General features: G+C 42.9%; 15 protein-coding genes and 1 pseudogene. 13 read left to right on the forward strand and 3 right to left on the reverse strand.

What is annotated here, in order from left to right; translation table 11 throughout:
• Window positions 1-9 precede the first annotated feature (9 nt).
• Window positions 10-1329, forward strand: a complete 1320-nt coding sequence (gene rsmB / locus U5J89_RS14980; protein WP_322576458.1) for a 16S rRNA (cytosine(967)-C(5))-methyltransferase RsmB — start codon at window positions 10-12, stop codon at window positions 1327-1329.
• 290 nt (window positions 1330-1619) lie between these two features.
• Here the strand turns inward: rsmB and U5J89_RS14985 are convergent, their stop codons facing one another.
• Window positions 1620-2522 (reverse strand): LysR family transcriptional regulator, encoded by a 903-nt coding sequence (locus tag U5J89_RS14985; protein WP_322576459.1) that lies wholly within the window; start codon window positions 2520-2522, stop codon window positions 1620-1622.
• A 203-nt stretch (window positions 2523-2725) separates the two neighbouring features.
• Here U5J89_RS14985 and U5J89_RS14990 point away from each other — a divergent pair, with 203 nt between their 5' ends.
• The 11 genes and pseudogenes from U5J89_RS14990 (at window position 2726) to U5J89_RS15040 (ending at window position 19742) form a co-directional block, all read left to right on the forward strand.
• Entirely contained in the window at window positions 2726-3061 is a 336-nt protein-coding gene (locus tag U5J89_RS14990) for a hypothetical protein (protein WP_322576460.1), read from the forward strand.
• 254 nt (window positions 3062-3315) lie between these two features.
• Window positions 3316-4686, forward strand: a complete 1371-nt coding sequence (locus tag U5J89_RS14995; protein ID WP_322576461.1) for a proton-conducting transporter membrane subunit — start codon at window positions 3316-3318, stop codon at window positions 4684-4686.
• A 20-nt stretch (window positions 4687-4706) separates the two neighbouring features.
• Entirely contained in the window at window positions 4707-7064 is a 2358-nt protein-coding gene (locus U5J89_RS15000; protein ID WP_322576462.1) for a DUF2309 domain-containing protein, read from the forward strand.
• Window positions 7065-7424: 360 nt separating this feature from the next.
• Window positions 7425-10127 carry a valine--tRNA ligase gene (locus U5J89_RS15005; RefSeq protein WP_322576463.1) on the forward strand — a complete coding sequence of 901 codons (2703 nt, stop codon included), beginning with the start codon at window positions 7425-7427 and terminating at the stop codon, window positions 10125-10127.
• A 122-nt stretch (window positions 10128-10249) separates the two neighbouring features.
• A complete protein-coding gene (locus U5J89_RS15010; protein WP_322576464.1) occupies window positions 10250-12514 on the forward strand; it encodes an ATP-dependent helicase in 2265 nt (754 codons plus the stop codon).
• A gap of 30 nt (window positions 12515-12544) precedes the next feature.
• On the forward strand, window positions 12545-14110 hold the full coding sequence (locus tag U5J89_RS15015) for a DUF5723 family protein (RefSeq protein WP_322576465.1): 1566 nt from the start codon (window positions 12545-12547) through the stop codon (window positions 14108-14110).
• Window positions 14111-14273: 163 nt separating this feature from the next.
• Window positions 14274-16808: an endopeptidase La gene (gene lon / locus U5J89_RS15020; protein WP_322576466.1), complete on the forward strand. Its 2535-nt coding sequence runs from the start codon at window positions 14274-14276 to the stop codon at window positions 16806-16808.
• Window positions 16809-16902: 94 nt separating this feature from the next.
• Entirely contained in the window at window positions 16903-17832 is a 930-nt protein-coding gene (gene rsgA, locus U5J89_RS15025; protein ID WP_322576467.1) for a ribosome small subunit-dependent GTPase A, read from the forward strand.
• An 81-nt stretch (window positions 17833-17913) separates the two neighbouring features.
• Window positions 17914-19026 (forward strand): DUF6588 family protein, encoded by a 1113-nt coding sequence (locus U5J89_RS15030; RefSeq protein ID WP_322576468.1) that lies wholly within the window; start codon window positions 17914-17916, stop codon window positions 19024-19026.
• A gap of 81 nt (window positions 19027-19107) precedes the next feature.
• Window positions 19108-19266 (forward strand): annotated as a pseudogene (locus tag U5J89_RS15035) (TRIC cation channel family protein); the annotation flags it as partial.
• Window positions 19267-19349: 83 nt separating this feature from the next.
• Complete coding sequence (locus U5J89_RS15040; RefSeq protein ID WP_322576470.1) at window positions 19350-19742, forward strand: DUF2914 domain-containing protein; 393 nt, start codon at window positions 19350-19352, stop codon at window positions 19740-19742.
• Here U5J89_RS15040 and polA read toward each other — a convergent pair.
• A complete protein-coding gene (gene polA / locus U5J89_RS15045; protein WP_322576471.1) occupies window positions 19739-22519 on the reverse strand; it encodes a DNA polymerase I in 2781 nt (926 codons plus the stop codon). The two genes, U5J89_RS15040 and polA, sit on opposite strands and share 4 nt — an antisense overlap.
• A 128-nt stretch (window positions 22520-22647) precedes the next feature.
• Between polA and U5J89_RS15050 the strand changes: the two genes are divergently transcribed.
• Entirely contained in the window at window positions 22648-23802 is a 1155-nt protein-coding gene (locus U5J89_RS15050; protein WP_322576472.1) for a PP2C family protein-serine/threonine phosphatase, read from the forward strand.
• 54 nt (window positions 23803-23856) lie between these two features.
• On the opposite strand, the gene tkt is transcribed toward U5J89_RS15050, so the two are convergent.
• Window positions 23857-25866, reverse strand: a complete 2010-nt coding sequence (tkt, locus tag U5J89_RS15055; RefSeq protein ID WP_322576473.1) for a transketolase — start codon at window positions 25864-25866, stop codon at window positions 23857-23859.
• Between the last annotated feature and the right edge of the window lie 108 nt (window positions 25867-25974).

A 25974-nucleotide genomic window follows, 5' to 3' on the forward strand; every position in this document is an offset into this window, starting at 1 on the left:
GATATTGCATTGGATACCGAAGCAACAGCTCGCTCTATCAGCGTAGAAATACTAATAGATTTTGAAGATAACGGAGTTCTTGATTATTCCCGAGCCAACAAGCTTGAGAGCCGCGACCGTGCTGAAGTACGCGAGTATGTGCAAAATATTTTAAGACGTCGCTCCTATCTCGATTTTCTCATCGACCAGTTTTCAAACGTAAAAATCGATGAGATGAAATCGAGCTTAAAAAATATTCTGCGACTCGGGGTATACGATATGGTATTTATGGATAGTACGCCCGACTATGCAGCCATCAACGAGTCCGTAGATATAGCAAAATACAGCCTTGGCTCGCGCACCGGAGATCTTACCAATGCAATACTGCGCAACCTGCAACGGGATATCGATAATCTGCCCAAACCCAATTTTGAAGATCGTACAAAATTAGTTGCCACCACCTTTTCTCATCCCGAATGGCTGGTAAAGCGATGGACCGATCGTTTTGGCGAACGCGAAGCGTTTAAGCTGATGCAGGCCAATAACAAGCGGCCGAATTATTATATCCGCGCCAATAATCTGCGTACAAAAACAGAGAATTTTAAACTGCGGATGACTAAACACGGCATCGAATTTGAAGAAAGTGATTGGCTGCCCGGATATTTCAAGGTGGATAGCGTAGCGCCTTTTATTGCTAAAGGCTGGTTGGACAAAGGATTTTGTCAGGTTCAGGATATTGCGGCCGGTTTTGCCCCCTATCTTTTAGATCCAAATTCAGAAGAATCAATTTATGATCTTTGTGCAGCTCCCGGCACCAAAAGTATTTTAATGTCTGATTTGATGAATGGCGAAGGGGATATTTTAGCTGTCGATATTTCTTCTGAACGACTTGATAAACTGGCCGAAAGCGCCCTCTCCTATCAAGCTGAAAATATTCGGGTACGTCGTGCCGACGTTACCGAGCTTGAACTGGATGAAACAGACGCTGTTCTATTGGATGCGCCCTGTACAGGAACAGGCGTCCTCAGCAAGCGAGCCGACCTGCGCTGGAAACGCGACCAAGATTCTCTTGATAATGCTGTTCAATTGCAAGCTGACCTACTCGATTCTGCTGCAAAAATGGTTAAAAAAGGCGGGCGTTTGGTTTACAGTACCTGCTCCCTCGAAGAGGAAGAAAATATGGAGCAAGTCATGAACTTCCTCGATCGACACGAAAATTTCGAAATGCAATCGGTCGAAGGATATGTTCCCGATGAAGTGATGGTCCACGGTGGTCTGGCATATCAGACCTTTCCACACAAGCACGGCTGCGACGGACACTTTGGGGTGCTGCTAAAACGTACCAGTTAATTTCATATCAGAATAATACTGTCCGCTTTAAAATAAAATTGGCACATACAAAGAACAGTTAGTCAAAACAGGATTAAGCGTTCAATTCTTTTTCTAAAAGTATAAAGCACTTCTATTGAGGATATTCTCGGTATACCATAGCCGGGAAAACTTATCCTCATAATTCCCGTTTTACTGGATTAAAATTTGCACAAAAATACTTTACTAAACAGGGTATCTATAGATACGACAAGATCTCCTCTGACCAAGTAAAGCTTAAATTAAAATTGTGTTTGCATTACATATCACATTCAAGGAAGGTTTTGGTCAACATTTTTTTCTTGTAAAAAAGCAATAAAGTTTTCTGTAACGGGCGTTAGTTTTTTGTTATTCCTATAAATTACATGCCATTGAGTTTTGATTGGGAATTCAGGGACATCTAATATTGATATTTGATTGAGTGCAACCTCATTAGTAAGGCTCAGCTTTGAGATAATGGATAACCCTATTCCGGCACGAATTGCTTGTTTTACGGCCTCATTAGTGCTGAGCTCCATGGTAGGTTTTGGTGACATTCCTTTCTCTTTCAAGTACTTTTCCATCACCATTCGGGTACCCGATCCTTTTTCCCTAAAGATAAACGGTTGTCCTTTGAGGTGCTTTATGGTAACATTTTTTTCCTTTGACAGCGGATGATCATAAGGGGCACCTATGACAAGTGGATTCTCAAGAAAGGGAATAGCTGTAGTAGAATTGTCCTCGGGCAGTTGAGTAAGAACCGCAAGATCATATTCATTTTGCGATAAGTGCCCAAGAACCTCATTTCTGTTGGTTACCTTCAGTGCTATATCTACTTTAGGATACCTATTTTGAAATCCACCAAGCATATATGGGAGAAAATATTTGGCGGTTGAGGCGCATGATATAGTAAGCGTTCCCTTTAATCCTCCTTTAAGTTGCGAAATAGCTGCGTCAAACGATTGCAGCTCTTGGTCCACAGCCTGATAAGCTTTGTATAACTTTTCTCCAGCCTCGGTTAAGTAAACTTTTCGCCCCACTACCTCAATTAGAGGAATGTCTACTGCTTCCTGTAGCTGCTTTATCTGGATTGAAACCGCAGGTTGCGTCATATGTAACTGCCGCGCTGCCTGGGTCATACTTTTATGACGAGCTACCATCCCGAAAATCTTTAATTGATGAAATGTAAATTTCATAACATAAATAATAGTTAATGATTAAAATCAAAATTATTAATTAACACTTATATATAAAAGCAATTATTTTCGGTAATGAAAATACACTGTGTTATGACAGTAATTATAAGACTTCTTAATACCCAAACTGGTATCAAGTTGGTCATAAATGACGAGCAAAAATCAACTAAACTAAAAGCGGGGAAAACTAAAGAAAATATCTCATGAGAAACACAAACAACCAGCATGATAGCGAAGTAGAATTTTCCAATTACTCCTCTTTAGAAAATTTAACTTTAATCAAAGGAACGTTTACGCCTTCTGAAGCAAAAGAAGTGCTTGTGAGTCTAATTAGTAGCAAAATTTCATTTCACAATAAAAAAAACCTGCGTTCTTATGAGCTTAATGGAAAAGAAAACCAAGAATCAAAAAATAGGATTAAAGAGTTCAAAAAGATACGTAGTAAGCTGTTGAAAATTTTTGAAAATATAGATGACAGTGAAATGTCTATTAAAATAGATTCGCAGATCAGTATCGAATTCCAAGATAATTCTGAATAGACAGATAGAATAACCATTAATTTTAAATCGAATCAGATAATACTCTTATACTATCTATAAACAATAGTTTATTAATAAGATAATAATCATTAATTAATATTTATTCTTTGTAATACCTACATTCTGCACGGTAAATATAAAAGAAGTTCAAATTATAAATTTGTAAACCTATTTAGTACAGCATGTCATTAGAATCAAGGAATGAGAGTTTAAGGCAAAAAAACCGACCGTTTTCAACAGTAATAGTTCTTTTAATGTGGACATTGACCCTATCTCTTTCCTCACTTTTGTCAGCTTCATTTTTTTATCCACTGGAATTCCAAATTGGTCAAATTTTACTGGTAGATCATCTTGCGCTTATTATTAGCACAGCTGTTACCCTCTTTAGCAGTATCGTGCTTAGCTACTCAGCCCGATATATGGCCGGTCACAAGAAACTCCGCCGATTCTTAATTAATTGTGTGCTTTTTACCGTCTCGGCTTTACTGATGGCTATTTCTAATCATGTTCTGTTATTTATTGCTTCTTGGCTAAGTATGGGACTGCTCATGGCTGAACTCATCGGGGGATACACGAAGTACCACGAAGGAAAGGCCTCGAAAAAAAATGCACGGAATTATTTTTTGGTAAGTACCGCGTTGGTGGCTGCAGGATTGTTATGGCTGGCAATGCTAACGGGTGCATGGAGTATTTCGGAGATAATATCGTTGGTGGAACAGGACAGGCAGCTGGTCATATGGCAAGCTTCGTTACTGCTCATTGCTGGAGCTGTTGTGCAATCAGCATTGTTTCCCTTTCAGCGTTGGTTAATGTCATCTATGACAGCACCCACACCGGCTTCGGCACTGATGCATGCCGGCTTTGTAAACGCTGGAGCTGTGTTGTTAACGCGTACGGCTACGGTTATTTATATGAGTGATCTATTGTGGGTTTTAGTAATGGTAGGTGGTATTGGCGCTCTGATCGGTAAATTCAGCAAGTTTGTGCAGGCAAATATCAAGCAGAAACTGGCATGCTCAACGACAGCTCAAATGGGATTTATGTTATTGCAATGCGGGCTCGGGTTCTTTTCAGCTGCTGTTGCTCACCTGATACTACATGGCTTTTACAAAGCTTACCTTTTCCTTTCATCCGGGAGTAACGTCGTACAAGAATCGCCATACAATGGTGATAGCAAACGGAGCTGGAAACAATGGTATCTGCCTGTTACTCTCCTTAGCGGTTTGGCAGGTGGATGGCTGTTTGCTATTTCCACCGGAAAGGGACTGGAGTTGAACAGCGGACTTTTTCTAACATTTGTAATTGTACTAACCGTTATTCACGGCGCCCAGGATTTTCTTGGTAGGTCATCACTGCCGCTTCTTTCCCGGCTTATAGCACTCCCTTTGATAATCATTCCGGCGCTCCTGGCGTATGCCGTAATCTTTAACGGCATTTCAGTATTGATGCAGCAAACACCCATGGCCGAAGTTGCGTTACCTATTGGCTGGGATCAGATTACCATCGGAGTGTTGTATTTGGCTACTTTCCTGACTATCGAGCTCAAGTGGTATAAAAAATCTCGACGGCTGTACGTATACTTGCTCAATGTTTCACAACCCAAATCCAATACCATACTTCAATAATCGAACAGCAACAAAATTGTATGAAAAAAGAAACAATTACTGCATCTATTCGAGCTCTTTCAGACCAGTTGCCAAGTAACTGGCCTCTTTACTCTTTTGTTACATCTAATCCGCTGAGTGGCCTGGAGAATCTTCGTTTCGAGGAGGCCATTTCCAGGATTCGAAAAGACATTGGTATTGAAGGGTATCCTTCTGCCAAAGCCTTTAAGCAGGCTTGGGAAAAAGGAGCGATTGACCGATCAATACTGGAACGGCAACTCCAAGACCGAGGAATAACGTTCTCTGCCGAAGAATCATTGTGGCGTATACAGGACTTGGAATCCCAGAGCTCCAAGAGTCACCTTCTCGGTGATGTAGACCGACAGTTGATCAAATGGCTGACCGTATTTTTGGATGAGGGATCCACCGAATGGAGCATGCCCAATCGTGACTCAGGTTTTTATAAAGCATGGCAAAGCACAGCTCGTTTTGATCCGACGTTACCAAACCGTCAGATCATCCGTTCGCTTCCCGATGAACCGCTGGAGGCCATACAGCATCTTACTTCTCACTTTGGATCCGACGATTTAGAACCAATTCTTAAGCACCACTTGTTTGCACTTCCGGGATGGGTCGGATATATCAAGTATCGTATCGAAAATCCAAGCGACTGGCAAAAGGCTTATCCGATCACGATGAAAGATTATCTCGCGGTTCGGTTAGCTCTCTGTTCTATGTTAGATAGTGATCTTACCCCGTCAGAAAATCCGGTCAAACAGGACCGTAAAGAATTAGATAAGCTAAAATTGGCCTGGCTTACGGCTATGGAACGTACCTACCAGGAAACACTTATCAACCAAGTCAAAAAACAGGCATTAATAAAACCTAACGGCACAAAAAAGATACCCGATGCACAATTTGTATTTTGTATTGATACTCGCTCAGAGCGGATCCGACGGGCGGTAGAAAAAGCGGGAAACTACGAAACCTTTGGCTACGCCGGTTTCTTTGGGGTGGCCATGGAGTATATACATCCTGAAAAAGAAATTCGCCATAAATCTTGTCCACCTATTCTGGATGCTGAACTGAATGCCACTGAACAGGTGCGTAAGGAAGATGTAAATACATTCGAGAACTTTGACTATTACAATAGCCTAAAAAAAGCGATTGATAGGCTCATCTTTTCTCTTAAAAATAATATTCCGGCTTCTTTTGGCTACGTGGAATCTACCGGATTTTTCTATGCCCTTAGTATGCTTGTACGAACACTGGCACCAAATTTATTCCATCGTATTAAAGAGTATGTTTCTGAATTTATTGGGCATCCCGAATATTTTAGTGACATAATTTTGTCTTCCCAATCATCGGATAACTTGCAGACCATTAATGAATTGTCAGCCACGGAAAAAGCGGAAATTGCAAAGTCCGCTTTTGAGCTTATGGGCTGGGAGGAATTTTCAGATTTGGTTGTATTTGCGGGACATGGCAGTCAAACGGCTAACAATCCATACGCCTCGGCACTCGATTGTGGAGCCTGTGCCGGCAACAAGGGGCGGCACAATGCTCGCGCTCTTGCCGATATTTGCAACGACAAGAAAGTGAGAAAACTTCTGACAAAGGATTACGATATTACTATTCCCGAAGATACCTTGTTTTTGGCGGCCGAGCACAATACCACGACAAATCACATTCACTTGTTTGATGAAAAAGTGCCGGAACGATTCGCCCAGCGGGTAAAACAGCTGAAAAACGATCTCAGAACGGCACAAAATTATGCGAACTACGAACAGTTCGATATCTTGGATGGAAATCAAAAAGCTTCAAGGCTTGAGGCCGCTCGTAGGGCGTCTGACTGGGCAGAAACCCGCCCAGAATGGGGACTAGCGGGCAATGCTTCATTCATTATAGCCCCTCGCGAACTCACTGCTAACCTGAATCTGGAAGCCCGCAGCTTTTTACACTCCTATGACTGGCAAAAAGATTCTGACGGCAAAAAGCTGGAGGCAATATTACAGGGTCCTATGGTAGTAACGCAGTGGATTAACAACCACTACTATTTTGCTACGGTGGATAACGAAAAATTTGGAAGCGGAACCAAGGTAACCCAAAATGTAACTGGTAAATATGGTGTAGTTCAAGGCAACGGAGGAGATCTCAAGTTTGGCTTGCCATTAGAGTCACTTCACGAAGATGAAGCACTACTTGAGCATCTTCCGCTTCGTCTAACCGTTGTAATTTATGCACCCGAACAAAAGGTAAAATCCATTTTTGCTTCCAATCAAAAGACACTTGGGAAGCTGATTGAAAATGAATGGATTCATCTTGCTGTGCTAGATCCTCAAAAAGAAACCGTAAGAAATTCTCTTTGGAAGAATTCGGAAACTTCAGTGTTTGGATAACTAAATCTTTTCGAATTTATTCAGTAAACACATTGATATTTTTCCACTGGTAGCTCTGATGTCCCATTTGCAGTTTAATTTAATTACTATGACTTTTTCTATTTTTGCTTTTTCATAATTGGTTGTTGTCATAATTTCTACCTACTATATTTGACTTAACTGGATGCCTGCCAAAAATGTAATTAAATCGACAATATAGCTATTTACCTTTCTCTGCTGTTGAAGCTTTTGGTTCCTATTCTATTTCAATTTCTGTAATAAAACAGAACCTCAATTCCCACTCTACATCTTCTTTCCTTTTTCGTATCTTTGCGACTAAATTAGCATTAATCAGAACCTGTAAAACGAGCTTTTAGCATTTTGGATAAACCCACGGCTTCTCAAGACATTCCCAAACATTTTGATCCCGGCAGTATTGAAGATAAATGGTACAGCTTCTGGGAGGATAACGGCTTTTTTCACTCTGAGCCCGACGACCGCGAATCGTACACGGTCGTCATCCCTCCGCCCAATGTAACGGGCGTCCTGCACATGGGACACATGCTCAACAATACTATTCAGGATGTGCTGGTGCGTCGTGCCCGCATGCAGGGTAAAAACGCCTGCTGGGTGCCCGGTACCGATCACGCCTCCATTGCTACCGAAGCCAAAGTTGTACAAAAACTTCGCAAAGATGGGATCACCAAAGCAGATCTCACACGAGAAGAATTTTTAGAACACGCCTGGGACTGGACTGACGAGCACGGGGGAATCATCCTGCAGCAGTTACGAAAGCTCGGTGCCTCCTGCGACTGGGAACGCACGCGGTTTACCCTCGAAGATGATCTTTATGAAGCTGTTGTTGATTGCTTTATCGAACTCTATGAGCGTGGCTATATCTACCGCGGAAAGCGCATGATCAATTGGGATCCGGAAGCCCAAACTGCTCTCTCTGATGAAGAAGTTATTCATCGTGAGGAAACTTCAAAACTCTATCACGTTCGCTACAAAATTAAAGACAGTGACGAGTGGGTCACGATCGCCACCACACGTCCCGAGACTATTTTAGCTGATACGGCTGTTTGTATTCACCCAGATGACGAGCGCTACCAGGATTTGATCGGTAAAACAGCCATCATTCCAATTGTAGAGCGCGAAGTACCAATTATTGCCGATGAGTATGTGGATATGGAATACGGTTCGGGATGCCTGAAGATTACGCCGGCTCACGACGAAAATGACTATGAAATTGGTCAAAAGCACGATCTGGAAATTATCGACATGCTCAATCCCGATGGCACGCTCAGCGAAGCTGCTGAGCACTACATTGGTGAAGATCGCTTTGACGCCCGGGAACTGATCATAAAAGACCTGGAAAAAAGTGATCAGCTTGTTGAGATTGAAGAAATGCAGAATAAGATCGGGTATTCTGAGCGAACGGATGCGATCATCGAACCGCGTCTGTCGCTGCAGTGGTTCTGCAAGATGGATGAGCTGGCCAAGCCCGCCCACGAAAATGTTATGAACGATAATATTGAGTTCCATCCTTCAAAATTTAAAAACTCCTACAACCACTGGATGGAAAACATCCGCGACTGGTGTATTTCGCGTCAGCTTTGGTGGGGACAGCGTATTCCCGCCTGGTATTACGGTGACGGTAAAGATGATTATGTAGTAGCCAAAACGGAAGAAGAAGCCATTGAAAAAGCTCGCGAAAAGTCCGGCAATACTGATTTATCTGCTGATGATATCCGTCAGGATGAGGATGTACTCGATACTTGGTTTTCGTCCTGGCTGTGGCCGATTACCGTCTTCGACCCGGAGTTTATTCGTACCGGAGAACCCAATGAAGATCTGGAATACTACTATCCAACACAGGACTTAGTTACCGCTCCGGAAATCATGTTTTTCTGGGTAGCACGAATGATTATATCCGGTTATGAATTTATGGACGAGAAACCATTCAGCAATGTCTATTACACAGGCATTGTACGTGACAGTCAGCGCCGTAAGATGTCGAAATCGCTGGGTAATTCACCCGATCCAATAAAACTAATGGAAGAGTACGGAACCGACGGCGTTCGCGTTGGAATGCTGTTCTCCTCCCCTGCCGGCAACGATCTGCTTTTCGAAGAACAACTTTGCGAACAGGGACGAAATTTTGCCAACAAAATCTGGAACGCATTTCGCTTCTTGTCGATGAATCGTACCGAGGAAACACAACTAACGGATTCGCTCGAAATTAATGAGAATAACTTGGTTGATCGCTGGATGCTCTCTCGTCTGCATGAAACCATCGATGCGATCAACAAAGACATGGAAAACTTCCGTATCAACGAGGCACTACACAAGATTTACTCGTTGATCTGGGATGATTTCTGCGATTGGTACATTGAGCTGATAAAAGCTGACGAACCGGGAGCCAGCATTCCCGAAGATCGTCTGTCACGCGGATTTAATTTCTTTGAGCAGCTGATGAAACTGCTGCATCCGTTTATGCCGTTTATCACCGAAGAAATCTGGCAGCTTATCCGCAACCGGGATACCGATGAAGCTATGATTGTAGCCTCTTGGCCGGAATTTGATAAGTCTGCAGTTTCCGAATCAGACAGAGAGCTTTTTGAGTCTATTCAGAAGATGATCTCTGCTATTCGAAACATCCGGGCCGAATTTAACTTAAATCCCAATGATGAGATCGATCTCCTCATCAAGGCCAAGGATGATACTATGGCCAATGCGTTAAGCGAAAACGAGTGGATCTTCCGTAAGCTCCAATCTATTGATTCGTTTGAAGTATCAGCTAACTTAAAAAAGCCTGAAACATCCGCATCAGCTGTTATCGAAGGTACTGAACTTTTCGTACCGCTGGAAGGACTTATCGATCTGGATAAGGAACGCAAACGTATTCAGAAAGAAATTGATCGCCTCGAAGGATTTTTAAAATCTATTGAGGGTAAGCTAAATAACGATGGCTTCGTTAATAACGCACCTGAAGATGTGGTTCAGAAAGAGCGGGATAAGAAAGAAGACACGGAAACAAATCTCGAAAAACTGCGCGAAATTTTAGAAGAATTGGATGCTTAATATCCCCCTCGGTTAAAGCCGCATCCCCATTCGAAGGGGAATTTCCAATCCCTCCTTGAGAAGGGTGGGTCCGTGCTTCAGCGGAGTCGGGAGATGTAACAAAAAATGATTTTTAACTCTTTATGCCGAAAGAACCGGATTTTATACACGACTTAAATGAGCAACAAAAGCGCGCTGTACGTCACGGCGAAGGTCCCCTCTTAATTGTGGCCGGGGCCGGCAGCGGTAAAACACGTGTGCTTACCTATCGCATAGCCTATCTGATCCATCAAAACATGGCGGCACCCAACGAAATTCTTGCGCTTACGTTTACCAATAAGGCCGCCAAGGAAATGCAGCAACGTATTCAACAGCTGATTGGCGAAGAAGCAAAACGCCTGTGGATGGGGACTTTCCACTCGGTATTTTCGAAAATTCTTCGATATGAAGCTGAAAAAATTGGATTTAACTCCGATTACTCTATCTACGATACCGATGATTCCAAGAATGCCATTAAGCAGATTTTACGGGAAAACAATTACGATCCCAAAGAGATAAAACCGCGCATTCTACAGCGTCGAATTAGTGATGCCAAAAACGAGCTCATCAATCCCGATCATTACAGCGAAAAATTTGTCCACAGCACGTTAGACGACATTACGGCAAAGATCTACAGAATCTATGTACAGCGTCTCAAACACAACAACGCCATGGATTTTGATGATCTTCTCATCAAACCGATAGAGCTATTCAATGAGCATCCCGAGGTACTTGAAAAGTATCAGGATCGCTTCAAATATATCATGATTGATGAGTACCAGGATACCAACCATGCCCAGTACAAGGTCACCAATATGTTAGCCAGCAAATACGAGAATTTGTGTGTGGTCGGTGATGATGCTCAAAGCATATATTCGTTCCGAGGAGCCGACATCAGTAATATTCTGGATTTCAAAAGTGATTATGAGGATGCTGTTGAGATTCCGCTCGAGCAAAATTATCGCTCGACCAAAGCCATTTTGAAGGCTGCGGATTCCATCATCAAAAACAACAGCAAGCAGCTCGAAAAAACGCTGTGGACCGATAATGATATGGGCGACACCATCACCGTGCTGGATAATTATGATGAGCGTGATGAAGCTAATCGCGTAGCGAATTATATTCAGGATTTGAAGATGCGCAAAGGATATGATTACAACGATTTTGCCATCCTGTATCGCACGAATTATCAGAGTCGCGTTTTTGAGGAAACCTTCCGGAGAAAAGGAGTTACGTATCAGCTGGTGGGCGGTCTCTCATTTTATCAACGCAAGGAAATTAAAGATGTGCTGGCATACTTGACCCTGCTTATCAATCCTGATGACGACACGAACTTAATGCGCATCATCAACGAACCATCGCGGGGAATTGGACAAAAATCACTCTCCGATTTGATGAATCGCGCCCGACAGACGGGGCAATCGCTCTGGCGCATCCTGGAGAATGTGGAAGAAGCCGATGTATACAAACCCGCTGAAAATAGTGTGAAGGATTTTGTGCGCATGATCAATGGCTTAAAACAAGAGCTTGCCAGCGGAACCAGCTTGGTGCAAGTAACCAAGCAACTGCTGGAAGAGTCCGGCTACATGAAATCACTGGTGGAAGAAAATTCTCCGAAGTCAATGACACGACGTGAAAATATCCTAGAGCTCCAAAATGCAATCTCCTATTTCGAGAAAAATAACGATAATGCTACCCTCAGTTCTTTTCTTCAGGAAATAAGTCTAATAACTGATACCGATAAATACGATGAGGAAAAGCCGGCTGTTACCATGATGACGGTGCATGCTGCCAAAGGTCTCGAGTTCCCCGTAGTATTTATTGTAGGACTCGAAGAAGAGCTTTTCCCCGTAGGCAGTCGCAATAACGAAGACGTCAATATCGAGGAAGAACGGCGGCTGTTTTATGTAGCTATTACCCGCGCCGAAAAGGAACTCTATTTCAGTCACTGCCGCAGCCGCTACAAATACGGTGAAGAGCAACGGAAAACAAGATCACGCTTTCTTGATGAAGTGAGTTCTGACGTGGTACGCACTGAAACGGGATCATCCATTGATCAGGATAAAAACAGATTTTCTGATAACAAAAATGGTAGCAGCTCTAATAATGGCGACACAACAGTAGAGTACGATTGGAAAAAACCACTGTACGACAAAAATAACCGCTCATCACATACGCAGATCCATTACGATAATCCTGATGAGGACCCTTTTCAGGTTGGAGCAAAAGTTGTTCACAATGTTTTTGGACCGGGAAAAATTATAAGTCGCAGTGGAAAAGGCGAAAGAACGAAAGTTGTTGTATTTTTTAAAGAACGAGGACGAAAAACATTGATGCTCCGTGCAGCAAAAATGCAGGTTGTCGGGTAATAGATGACTGCCGGCAAACAGGTTCAGCACATGAATAACACACTTTTTGACGGCTTAAATTTAAGATCTACTGCCCAATTAGCTGTAGGTATACTGCTATTTATATTAAGCAGTATTTCTATCCCCATGCAAGCACAGCCCGTGCTTAATGCCCAAAATACTGCTCTGGGTGGTGGCGGTACGGCCTATCTATCCGGCAATGAAGCATTGTTTTGGAATCCTGCAAACCTGGCTATCAATGACCGCCACGGCACTATCCATATAAATCTTGGGGAAACAGGAATTGTATACGAGCCCGTTCTATCTTCGGATGTAGCCGGTGACCAGTTCTTCAATTTTACCGACAGCTATTTCCCATATCAGTCGGGTGTAGTGGCTATTACTCCGAAACAACGCCAAACGATCATTGATGAAAATTATCCCCGCAAAAAGTTAGTATCTCAGCATCAAACACGAACAGATGTAATGTTGGGAGGTATTTCATGGTATCGAGGCGACGAAACGTTTTCTATTGCAGCGCGGGGTCGATATGCTTCTCGTATTGAGGTTGGCAGAGGTTGGTATTCGGATGAATATGTTCGGCGAGGCGACCAAAAACTTCGCGATTTTACATTGGATCAGCATATCAGCAAAAATCTGGAAATTGCACTGGGATATGGACGTGAGTTCACTTTTCTGGAAGGGTTATTTGCACGATTGAGTAAATTATATGTAGGAATATCCCCCAAATTCATAATAGCAGGTCCCACCTTCAGTGCTACTCACTATGGACAGCAACAGCGGACTGATGAGAATGCACAAACCCAATATGTAACCGAGTTTTCGTATCAGTCCTCCGGTGAGTATACGCGTATGACCAGGGATTACCTTTCATCCGGAAATCCACAAACTGCTATCAATAACAATTTAAATAAAAAGTTCAATTTCGAACCTACCGGCTACGGTGCAGCATTTGATTTTGGTCTTACATACCTCATCCCTCTTGGCAGCAACCTCAATATTATTGAAAATGATCCCGAAAAATCAGTAGTCGGGAAATCGCTGCGTATTGCCATCTCTTTTAATGATATTGGAATGATCCGGTACACCGAACAACCGCTTTCCTTTTCTGCTCCGGATGATACGCTGCAAATCGGTCGTGAATTCCCCAAAGAATCGATGTTTATAGGATCCGGAGGACAATACATAACGTATTTTGATGAGGCATTGGAGGTTACCAACCCATTTAACCGCGCTCAAAATCCTAGAGAAGGTACATTTTCGGCTCCAACTCCGACATCACTAAATGGCGGAATTATGCTGGATCTCGAAAGAATTAAAATTATGGGCGATCTGACTCTCGGGTTAAATAATACAGCGCTGACCAACACGAAACTGGCTATGCATCTGGGTATGGAGGTCCGCCCTATTAAAAAAATACCCCTCCGAATGGGTACAAGATTATCAGCGGGATTACCTGCACATGTTGGCATAGGCACCGGCTATGAAAGCCGGTATTGGGATTTTAATATTGGGACACAGATCATTTTTCGCTCTAATACCTTTACCACTGAGTTTGTGGGAGGCGCCTTCGCAGGCATTCAGCTACACCTGTAATCAAGACCATTTCTGTCAAGCTGTCAAGGTCATTCTCAATTAAGAGTTCAACTTGCTATTTTGCCAGTAATTATGACTAATTGGTAGTTTGATTAAAGTTGGCTCTTTATTTGCATCAATGTAATACAACACGAAAAAAATATAGATTTAAATAATTGAATATATGAAGAACATCTTCGATAACATGGCCAATTTTGAAGATATTCAAGATCAATTTGACGATTTTGAACAGGCTATTCCCCTGATGTCCGAAGAGGAAGAAAAGGAATTAACGCAATCAGAGGTACCTGATGAACTTCCCATTTTACCACTCAAAAACACCGTTCTTTTTCCCGGTGTTGTAGTACCCATTACGGTGGGCCGAGACCGTTCCCTAAAATTAGTAAAGGAAGCATACGAATCGGATAAAACCATTGGTGTAGTCAGCCAGAAGGATGAGGAAGATGAAGATCCGGATGGAAAGGATCTTTATGAAGTTGGGACCGTTGCTCAAATCCTTAAGCTGATCAAAATGCCCGATGGCAGTAAAAGTATCGTCATCCAGGGAAAAACAACCTTTGAGGTTGAGGAATTTTTGCAGAAAGATCCCTATTTCAAGGCTTCGGTTGAGCCCTATCGACAGGAGATGGATATTGAAGGTGTAGAGCTTGATGCCTCCATCAGATCTGTAAAAGAAACAGCACAAAAAATTGTAAATCTGTCACCGAATATTCCATCGGAAGCTTCTGTTGCAATAAACAATATCAACAGTCCCAATTTTCTGCTGAATTTTATCTCGTCGAACCTCAACGTTTCGACCTCGGATAAACAGGAAGTACTCGAAATTCGCAACTTTTCGGAGCGAATGGAACGGGTGATGGAGTTTCTCAACAAAGAGCTCCAGGTTCTGAATCTGAGCGAGGAAATTCGCACAAAAGTTAAGTCAGATATTGACGAGCAACAGCGTGACTTTTACCTGCGTCAGCAGATGAAAGCAATTCAGGAAGCGCTCGGAGAAGATGGAGAACAGCAAGAAATTGCATCCCTGCGCAAACGAGCCAAGGAAAAAAATCTACCTAAAGAAGCCCAGGAGACGGTAGAAAAAGAATTAAAGCGTCTGGAACGCACTCCCAATTCATCTCCAAACCATGGCGTTATCCATAATTATATAGAATGGATTTTAGATCTTCCCTGGGAGAAATATTCCGATGATAACCTTGATCTGGAAAATGCTCAAGAGGTACTGGATGATGATCACTACGGTCTAGACAAGGTTAAAAAGCGTATTATCGAATACTTGGCCGTACTTAAACTCAAGAAGGATATGAAGGCCCCTATCCTCTGTTTCTACGGGCCTCCCGGAGTTGGTAAAACATCACTTGGTAAATCAATTGCACGGGCCTTAAACCGAAAATTTGAACGCTTTAGCCTCGGTGGCATTCACGATGAGGCTGAAATCCGAGGACACCGACGGACATACATTGGAGCCCTTCCGGGACGTATTTTGCGTGCCATGAAGAAAGCCGGTACCAGTAATCCGGTTATGATGCTCGATGAAATCGACAAGGTGGGTTCTGACTACAGAGGAGATCCCACTTCTGCCCTGCTCGAGGTACTTGATCCCGAACAAAACGACAGCTTCGCGGATAATTACCTTGAGCTCGAATACGACCTGTCAAACGTCCTCTTTATTGCCACCGCTAACTCGCTTGATACTATTCCTGCTCCGCTGCGCGATCGTATGGAAATTATCAATATCAGCGGATATACCCTGCAGGAAAAAACGCAGATTGCCAAAGAGCATCTGATGCCAAAACAGATTAAAGAAAATGGCTTAAAAGATGACCAGATCGAAATTAAGGATGAAACGATTAAACAAATCATTGAAAAATATACCCGCGAATCGGGTGTTCGATCGCTCGAACGAGAGATCGGTTCGGTATGCCGTGGCGTTGCCGCAAAAATTGCTAAGGGCGATGAAGGCAAACACGTTATAGAAGCCGATGATCTCCAGGAATATCTTGGCAAGCGTAAGTACTTCTCAGAAGTTGCTGAACGCACCAAAGTTCCGGGCGTTGCCACTGGATTGGCCTGGACCCCATACGGTGGAGATATCCTCTTCATCGAGGCCAGCGTATCAAAAGGAACAGGCAAACTCCACATTACCGGTCAGCTTGGTGATGTGATGAAAGAGTCGGCCATGCTAGCAATGTCGTATTTAAAGGCCCACTCTGACGAATTAAACATCCCGGAAGAAGCCTTTAAATACTGGGATCTGCATATTCACGTGCCTAAGGGCGCTGTTCCCAAAGATGGGCCATCGGCAGGTATTTCCATCTTCTCAGCAATAGCCTCGATCTTTACCCAGCGCAAAGTGAAAGGGACGTTGGCTATGACCGGCGAAATTACCTTGCGCGGACTTGTTCTGCCTGTAGGCGGAATTAAGGAAAAAGTACTGGCCGCCAAGCGTGCCGGTATCGAAAAAGTTCTGTTACCGCAAAAGAATGAAAAGGATGTCGCTGAGATTGAAGAAGACGTACTCGGCGATCTTAAAGTGGAGTATCTTGAGCGCATGGATCCCCTGCTTGATATTGTACTTGAGGATGAAACTGTACGAAATCCTCAGGAACGCTTCAAGGTTAGTAAATCTTATAAAAAGAGAACAAGTGATAATTCCGTATCTAACGACTCCACCGAAGAAACCATTGTTATGGAATAACGATTGAATTATAAATACTAAAAAGTCGTCTCGATTTATCGGGGCGACTTTTTTATTTTAATGACGTTTTAATTTCAAACTAAACAACAAAAGTTTGCCCAAAGAAGGACGTATTGTTGAGTCTACCGGAAGCTGGTATAAAGTTGCTTATGATGAAGATAGTGGTATGCAGACGATTAACTGTCGGCTTCCGGGACGGTTTCGTCTTAAAGATCATGCATTGACCAATCCCATCGCTGTAGGCGATTATGTTGAGTTTGAAATGAATGATGACGGATCGGGAAGCATCGAAGAAATAAAAGACCGCGAAAATTATTTGATCCGTCAATCCACCCATCACCAGGAAGACCATCAGATATTGGCAGCCAATTTAGATCGGGCCTATGCCGTACAATCCGTTAAAATGCCTCGTATGAAACAGGGCTTTTTTGATCGCTTTCTGGTAACCTGTGAAGCTTACCAAATCCCTGCCTCGATCATTATAAATAAGATGGATCTGGCCGATAAAAACGCCCGGGCATATATAGATTCCATTGCCGATTTGTATGACTCGCTGGGTTATCCTGTACTCAAAACCAGTATCCATGATGAGGAATCTCTTGATCGTCTAAAAGAAGATCTTCGAGATAACACCTCTGTTTTAGTCGGCCCTTCGGGTGTTGGTAAAACAAGTTTGCTAAACAGTATCGACTCCAACATCAACCGCAAAGTTGGTGAAATTTCTACATTTAATGAAAAAGGAAAACACACCACCACCTTTGCAAAACTCCTGCCTTTGCAAATTGGGGGATATATTGTTGATACCCCCGGAATAAAAGAATTTGGATTGGTAAATATCGAACCGTGGGAGCTTTCACTGTTCTTTCCGGAGATGTTAGAACCGCGCCAAAACTGCAAGTTCAACAACTGCACCCATGCTCACGAACCGGGCTGTGGTGTGATAGAGGCTTTTAAAGAGGGCCATATCGATGCCGACAGGTATGATTCTTACCTTAATATCCTCGAATCTCTGCAAGAGGATTAATAATTAGAGAGTTAGCTTCAAATTCTTTAGTATTGCAATAGTTTACAGATGGTTAAATATCAAAATTTAAATATTAGGGATATGAAATTAAGATACCGTTTACTCACCTTTGTACTGCTATTTGGTCTGTTTACCTTCGATGCAGCTCCCACCTTTGGACAGGTTGGAGATATCGGAGATATTTTACAAGCAGGCCGTGAAGATGCCAATACCTTGGCACGTTCCTATCTCGAGCCTTTTGGATCGGGATTTGGTGCTTCGCTCAACACCGGGTGGACCAATACCGCCAGTCCGCACAGCAAATTGGGTTTTGATGTTACCGTCAGTGCCGGTTTAGCTATTGTGCCCGATGCTGCGAAATCATTTAACATTAATGAACTTGGGCTACAACAACTGGAGTTGGAAGGAACAAACCCTGTTACTCCAACTATTAATGGTGCCGATGAAACAGGCTCACTGCTCGCTGCTTATGAAGAAATAAATGGCACTCGGCAAAAGCTTTTAGAATTTAACATGCCCAATGGTTCGGGGTTTGGATACGTGCCCGCTCCCATGATAAAAGCCGGAGTCGGTATTATTAAAGACACTGAATTAATGCTTCGCTATACTCCGAAAACCAAGATTGGAGATTTTGGATCATTCAACCTATTTGGCGTAGGTGCCAAACACGGAATCAATCAATGGTTGCCCGGCGGTAAATTGCTACCTGTTAATCTATCGGTAATGTTTGGATACACCACCATGGATGTGGGATCAGACCTTAATTTAACGGCCAGTGATGTAATACGAGATCCTAATAATACCGAAAATCCATATAACGTTTCTCAATGGGAGGATCAAACCGTCGAAATGAATACCGATGCATGGACTATAAACGCCTTGGTTGGTAAAAGCTTACCCATCATCTCGGTATATGCAGGTGTTGGTTACGAAGCCTCCACTTTCAGTATAACAACACCTGGATCATATCCAACTGTTATTCCCAACGAGGCTTATCAGAACGATCCCCAAAACAATGAACCCTTAATTGTTAATGCGGTAGATGACCCCATCGACGTATCAATTGATGGCGATAATGGGTTTCGTGCTCTCGCAGGATTTAGACTAAAATTTACCGTTCTACACATTTCAGGTTCATATACCCTGTCGAATTATCCAAGCTACAATCTGGGCGTCGGTATTAGCTTCAGATAAAGATGAACCTAAAATTTTTTATTACAAAAGGGGAGTTCACTCGAACTCCCCTTTTTATTTGAGCGTAGAAGTATATAAAACATGTCAGAATCTATAGATATACTTTACCTTCTGGATCTTTTCGGAGTAACTGTTTTTGCTATATCGGGGGCTCTTACTGCCGGACGCAAAAACCTTGATCTGCTTGTCGTGGTAATTATTGCTGTTGTAACGGCCGGAGGAGGCGGCACAACCCGCGATTCAAATTAAAAGAATAAGTTGGTGTTTACCATATTTGTAATAATATTTCTTTGAGTCTGATAATGAAATTGGGAGATAAAGTTATGAAAACACAAATATTTACACTTTTCTTTTTGATAATCACTTTTACGGGCACAGCACAAGCTCAAGAGATCAAAATACAACAGTTTGATTTCGCTGAAGCTATAGAAGATCGCAAACCTTCGGGGATTGATACCGCCTTTACTGCAGATATTGGTACAATCTACTGTTTTACTCAGGTTGAAGGCGTCTCCGATACTACTCAAATTACTCACGAATGGTATTACAAAGAGCAGGAGAAAGCTCGGGTTGAATTAACGGTGGCTGGAGATAACTGGCGGACATGGAGTTCCAAAAAAATTCTTGAAAGCTGGACCGGTCCCTGGCGGGTAATGGTGCTTGGGCCAAATGGCGAGGTACTTGCAACCAAAAATTTTGTTATTACAGAAAATTAGTGTGCTTTAAGCCAGTTTTTGGCAAGTCCCATGTCTACTTTAAGGGGACATGCTAATTCGTAAGCAGATTCCATCAATTGCTTCAACTTTTGGGGAACGGAGTCTTGCTCTTCTTCTGGTACCTCGAAGATAAGCTCATCATGAACCTGCAGCAGCATCCGGGTTTGAAGTTCATTTTCTTCCAAGTACTCCTGAATATCGATCATCGCCTGCTTAATGATATCAGCGGCGGTTCCCTGTATAGGCATATTTATAGCCGTACGTTCAGCAAATGACCGGCGATTCCAGTTACTGGCATTAATATCAGAAATATAACGACGACGCCCCATCAGCGTTTTTACGTAACCATGCTCTTTTGCAAAAGCTTTCGTTTCGTTGATATATTCCAAAATTCCCGGGAAACGCTCAAAATACTGATCAATCATATCCTTCCCTTCACTATTGCTAATCCCCAGGCGATTCGCCAATCCATAGGCACTTACTCCATAGGGAATCCCGAAATTAACCTCCTTTGCTTTTCGACGGTGATCAGAAGTAACATCGTCAAGTGAATCCAGCTCAAAAATCTCTTTTGCTGTTCGGGAGTGAATATCCTCATCATTTTTAAACGCCTGAATCATGTTTTCATCGCCCGACATTGAAGCAATAACGCGGAGTTCTACCTGGGAGTAATCGGCCGATAGTAACTCAAATCCTTCATCCGCAATAAATGCCTTGCGAATTTCACGTCCCCGTTTGGTGCGTATAGGAATATTCTGCAGGTTGGGATTCGATGAGGAAAGGCGTCCCGTTGCCGCAATATGCTGATTAAAATCTGTATGGATACGACCAGTCTCCTCATTGATCAGCTTCGGCAGAGCATCCACATAGGTTGACTTTAACTTGCTCAGTGCACGGTACTCTAAAATAATGTCCGGCATATCATAATCCTTGGCCAACTTCTTAAGCACCGATTCAGCCGTAGAATATTGCCCCGTTTTGGTTTTTTTGCCCGCCGGCAGTCCCATTTTATCAAATAATACTTCTCCCAGCTGTTTGGGCGAATTGATATTAAATTCCGTACCCGCCTTTTCATATATCTTCTGCTCGAGTTCCAACAAATCATCGCGCAGCGACGCCGATAACTCTTTAAGCATTTCTTTATCCAGCAAAATGCCGTTCATCTCCATTTTTGCCAGCACTTCAATAAGCGGAAACTCGAGATGATCAGCAATATCATCAAGTTCATCTTCCTCTAATTTGTCACTTAGCACTTCATACAATCGCAACGTAATATCAGCGTCTTCACAAGCATACACGCGCACTTCTTCCGGATCAAACTCATCCATCGACTTTTGTTTACGTCCGCTGCCAAGAAGATCAGTGATAGGAATCGGTTCATAACCGAGATATTCCTCTGCCAGTGTGTCCATTTTGAGCTTTTGGTCCGCATCGATGAGATATGCCGCTATCATCGTATCAAAAACCTTACCCTGTATCTCCAATCCGGCCCGACGAAGCATCATGTAATCAAACTTAAAATTGTGGGCAACCTTTTTAGTTGTCGGATTTTTGAACAACGGACTCATGATCTCTATTGCCTCTTTCTCATCAATCCCCTTTTCTCCATTTAAGGGTATATAATAGGCGACGCCGGGCGTGGCAGAGATAGCAATACCAACCAGCGAATTTTCCATAGGATCAACGCCATCGGTTTCGGTATCAAAACAGATGACATTCTTATTGCTGAGTCTATCTACCAGTTCATCAAGACTTTCTTTGGAATCCACTAACTCGTAGGTGACAATATCTTCGTCATAACTCTCAAGCGGTGATTCTTCTTCGGTCTCATCATCCGCCAGAAACAGATCGCCCTGATTTTTATTTCCCGAATCTGATTTTTTATCTGCTGATCGAACTATCTCTTCTCCCAAATACTTTTTAGTAAGGGTACGAAACTCCATCCGCTTAAAGAAAGCCCCCAGCTTTTCATCATCGGCCCCTTGCCAGTCCAGATCCTCCCAATCTACCGTATCAGGAACATCTGTTTTTATTTTTACCATTTCCTTGGCATGCATTGCTTCTTCGGCATACTCCTGCAGACCTTCTCGGTGACGCTTCGAACTCATATTTGGAGCATCCTCAATAGCGGCTTCAAGTGATCCGTATTTATTGATTAACTTGGGAGCTCCTTTCTTTCCAATTCCTTTTACTCCGGGAATATTATCAGATTTATCCCCAAGTATAGCCAGCACATCAACCACCTTTTCGGGATATACCCCAAAGTAATCTTTCACCCCTTCGCGATCTATCAGATTGAAGCCACCATTCTGGTTGTCGGGTTTGTACATGGTGATATGATCATGTACCAGCTGCATAAAATCTTTGTCGGGAGTAACCAGAAAAACATCTACATCTTCTGCGTTCGCACGATCTGCTACTGTCCCAACAATATCATCTGCCTCGTAGCCATCCTGCTCAATATTTTTGATTCCATAACCCTCAATCATCTCTTTAATCAAGGGAATCCCAATTGTTAGTTCTTCGGGCTGTGGTGGCCGGTTAGCTTTATAATCTTCATCCATCTCATGCCTGAAAGTCGGCGCCTGGGTATCCCACGCAACGGCAATATGGGTAGGTTCATGCTCCTCCAACAGCTTCTCAAGCGTATTAGCAAAACCCAAAATTGGGCCGGTGGGAATACCTTCAGAATTCTGTAAATTACTACTGATAAACGCAAAGTGCGAACGGTAGGCCAGTGCCATACCATCCAACAAAAAAAGGAGGCTTTTAGACATGCTTTTTACTTAAACTTGGAACGTTAAAATTCTTACTATCCAGTTGTTAAATTATCGAGTAAAAGGTAAAACTTTTTAGTGTCGTTTTCGAATAACAACTTCATCTATATAATTGATCATACTCTTTCATGGGATTAAAAAACGAAGCGCAGTCAGCATTCCAAAATACGAAATCCTTTTATAAGGAGTACGTTTCGGGTATGACCCGTCAACGTATGGGAAAGGAATTTTATAAGGACACCGACCGCCTTAAGCAACTCTATACCGAAGCCATTGGTGAAAATATTGAGAAGACGGAAGATGAAACGATACCCGGGCATTTAAAAATTATGCGCCTTTTTTCGGCGTTAACGCAGCGCCTCAATCCTACCCGGCGATTGGTATTTGGCTTGTCGGTTGTCTCATTTGTCGCGCACTATTTGATCGGATTTCTACAAATTACGGGATTCGTATTTTTTTACAACCTACTGCTGCCCTTTGCATTTGTTTCCATGCTGATGCTGCTGCTCGTTGAGTTATTGGAAAAATCGGATGTAAAACGTGAGATTGACCTTGCAAGAGAAATTCAGCTCAGCTTGCTACCCAATACCGAACACCATCGCAAAAACCTGGAAATTGCCTGTTTTGCCAATACCGCTAAAGAAGTAGGTGGCGATTACGTAGATATTATCGAAACTGATACAGGAACATATATCGTAATTGCTGATGTCTCGGGTAAAGGACTTTCGGCCGCTTTGTATATGGTACGTATGCAGGCTTTAGTTCATCTTATCATCGAAAAAAGTCAACCTTCTCCAAAAGAGCTTTTCCTTGAGCTCAATAATTACGTAAAGTCAGATATTAAAGATAAAACATTTGTTACGGCCTGCGCTGCTTTCTTTCCTGATGGAGAAGATCATTTCATTTTTGCCCGCGCCGGCCATAACGCTCCTATCCTATTCAGTAATGAACGCGATGCCACTTTTGATTTACGATCCGATGGTTTTGCCCTTGGTATGACGACATCAACAAATATGGAGCATTACTTACAAGAAAAGAAATTCCATTTTAAATCTGGTGACAGTGTCCTTTTTTATACAGATGGGCTTACCGAGTCGCGCAATGAATGGGGCGAAGAATACGGAGATGAACGCCTCGATGGCATTATGAGTGTCTACGGCTCACTTCATTCCAAATCGATCATCCATAAAATACAATCTTCACTGGAAAACTTTATCGGCAACGAAGAACCCGTAGATGATGTAACATTTACTTGCGTCCATCGCCTTACAAAAAATAAATAAGATAAGCGGTCTACCGTTTCGCAAACCGCTTATCTTCTATTTATTCTTAATACATTATTTAAGAAGCTTGAGCGCTTCCTCTACCATTCGATCGCTGGTTATGCCGTATTCCTGGAAGATCGTTTCGTAGGGTGCTGAAGCTCCAAAACGGTCAACGCCAATAATGGTGCCTTCTGTGCCAACCCATTCTCTCCAGCCCTGTGAAGCGGCCGCCTCAATGGAGACTCGAGCCGTAACTTCTTTAGGCAGCACCTCTTGCCGATAAGATTGATCCTGCGCTCTAAAAAGCTCCCATGACGGCATGCTAACTACTCGTGCATCAACATCCTTGGCAGCAAGTTTATCCTTGGCTTCCATCGCACGATATACTTCTGATCCGCTACCCATTAAAATTACATCCGGTTGTTTTTTTTCCGAATCCGCAAGAATATATCCGCCTTTAGTGGCATTCTTGGCAGTATTATCTTGTGTACGTTCAAAAGTTGGTACATTTTGACGCGTAAGAACAATCAATGATGGACCTTCTTTATAATCCAAGGCGGCTTTCCAGCACCAGGCTACTTCATTGGCATCTGCCGGCCGAAGTACCAGTGTATTAGGCATGGCACGCAGTGATGCCAGATGCTCCACAGGCTGATGCGTGGGCCCATCTTCTCCCAACCCAATACTATCATGGGTGAATACAAATATAGACGGGATATGAGAAAGTGCAGCTATCCGTATCGCCGGACGACAATAATCAGAAAAGATAAGGAATGTTCCGCCATATGGAATCACTCCTTTATGCAACGCCATGCCATTAAGCGCAGCACCCATCGCATGTTCTCGTACTCCAAAATGGATATTGCGTCCGCTATAATCGGAAGCTGAAAATATCCCGGCATCATCAATCCAGGTTTTATTACTTCCCGTAAGATCTGCCGACCCACCAATCATCTGCGGCACATTTTCTGTTAACGACTGCAATACTTTACCTGACGATGCACGAGTTGCCATGCCCTTTTCATCAGCCTCAAAATTGGGCAGAAAATCCTCAAAATTATCAGGAAGCTCATAATTAATAGCGTTCGAAAATGCCTCTGCTTTCTCGGGATGAGCTTGCTGATATTGTTCAAATGTATTTTGCCACTCTTGGAAAGATGCCGCTCCTTTTTCAATAGCAGTGCGAAAATGTGTTAATGCTTTATCCGGAATGTGAAATTTTTTATCTGGTTCCCAATTAAGATTTTCTTTCGTCTTTCTAACCTCTTCTTCTCCCAATGGTGCTCCATGAGAATCAGCACTATCCTGTTTATTGGGACTTCCAAATCCAATATGAGTATTGCAAATAATAAGAGATGGACGTTCAGTTTCAGCTTGTGCTTTTTCAATAGCTTGTTCTACCTCTTGCCGATCATGCCCATCTACTTTGATCGTATGCCATTTAGCAGCCTCAAAACGTTTTTGGACATCCTCGGTAAAGGCCAAATCCGTACTTCCATCTATAGAAATCTCGTTGTCATCATACAGGTAAATCAATTTTCCCAATTTAAGATGACCGGCCAATGAAGCGGCTTCTTGTGATATCCCTTCCATCAAATCACCATCACTAACAATACCGTATGTATAGTGATCTGTAATCTGATATTCATCAGTATTAAACTTAGCACTCATATGCTTCTCAGCCATAGCCATGCCTACTCCTGTAGCAAAACCCTGCCCCAGTGGACCGGTCGTAGTTTCAACCCCCGGAGTCAAACCATACTCGGGATGTCCCGGCGTTAAACTTCCCCATTGACGAAAATTCTTGAGTTCATCAAGCGAAAGTTCATATCCGGTAAGATGAAGCAAGCTATAAAGCAGCATGGAACCATGTCCCGCTGATAAAACAAACCGATCACGATCATACCATTCGGGATTAGCGGGATCGTGCTTTAAAAATTTCGTCCACAACACATAAGCTGCATCTGCCATCCCCATTGGCATGCCCGGATGGCCGGATTCTGCAGCCTGTACCGCATCAATAGAAAGGGTTCTGATCGTATTTACACATAGCTCGTCAAGTGTGGATTGTTTAGAGCTCATTTTATAAAATCTGATTTTATTTGAGGGCCAAAATTAGTGCTGAAAATAGTCAATGCTCTGCTTACATAAAAGAGAAGTTCTTACAAATAAAAAAGGCCTCCAAGATTG

Origin of the sequence: Fodinibius sp. (assembly GCF_034521915.1) — a bacterium.
Lineage (GTDB): Bacteria > Bacteroidota > Rhodothermia > Balneolales > Balneolaceae > Fodinibius.